Source organism: Pseudobutyrivibrio sp. ACV-2 (assembly GCF_900107545.1).
Classification (GTDB): Bacteria; Bacillota; Clostridia; order Lachnospirales; family Lachnospiraceae; genus Pseudobutyrivibrio.
Window position 1 is genome coordinate 14,116 of record NZ_FNQZ01000031.1, and the last position, 977, is coordinate 15,092.

At 49.0% G+C, this 977-nt stretch carries 1 protein-coding gene; it reads right to left on the minus strand.

Features of this window, described 5'->3' with window-relative positions:
- Positions 1-655: 655 nt before the first annotated feature.
- A partial coding sequence (locus BLV53_RS17255) for a hypothetical protein (RefSeq protein WP_207646249.1) occupies positions 656-977 on the minus strand: 322 nt, incomplete at its 5' end.

Below are 977 nucleotides of genomic sequence, written 5' to 3' on the forward strand. Positions count from 1 at the left end.
GAGCCTTTCCACGAGCACGATTTTCCAGTGGAGTACATGATTTTTCGTGTCGAGGTGCATCTCCACTGACACGAATTTTCAGTGAAATATTTGATTTTCGTGTCGGTGATCCTTTCCACTAGCACGTATTTTCAGTGTAGTACATAGTATTTCGTGTCGAGGTACCTCTCATCTGACACGAATTTCCGGTGAAATATATCATTTTCGTGTCGGTGAGCCTTTCCACGAGCACGATTTTCCAGCGAAGCATATGATATTCGTGTTGCTCCCCTGATTTTCCTCTAAATGAACAAAACCTACCAGGGGTTGTGGCCCCTGGTAGGTGATTTGTTTGTACATCCTCGATTTAGGATGGGTGGTTTAGATCATATTCGAGGAGGACTATGACCATAAAACAAGTTTTGAATGGGGAAGGAGAATTAGGTTCTCGTCCCCTAAAGCCCAGAAGCCTGTGATAGACTTCCGAGCTTTGTTGTTCCCTCCAAGGGGTGGCCCCTTGGAGAGTGGTTGCCCACGCCCCAAAGGAGTTGATGGTTCCCCTTGGAGAGTGTGTGTCGACACATGGGTTGACTATTGATAGTTACTTAGGTAAATGACACCGATGTTTGATGATTATTGCTGAACGATCAGTTTATACGTGGTCGTTTCGTTCTAATCATCCTGGATCGTTACTGCCGGCTGCCGCTTTAACCGTGATCTCGCTGCTGACTGCCTGTGTAAGAGTTCCAGACGTGAATGTCAGGGTGACTGTCTGGTCGCTCTCCTGTGTAGTTGTAACTGAAAGGTCCGTGAATGTCGCAACGCCATTCACCGCCGCAACTTCTGTCGTACCGGTGAGCGTGCAGTTACCTGCGCCCGTTCCACTCAGAGCCACCGTCACGGTGTCTGTCGCTGTCGATACGGTGTTGCTGTCAGCATCCTGAATCGTGATGATCGGCTGAGTCGAAAGAGTACCGCCGCCTGCCGTGGTCTCAAGC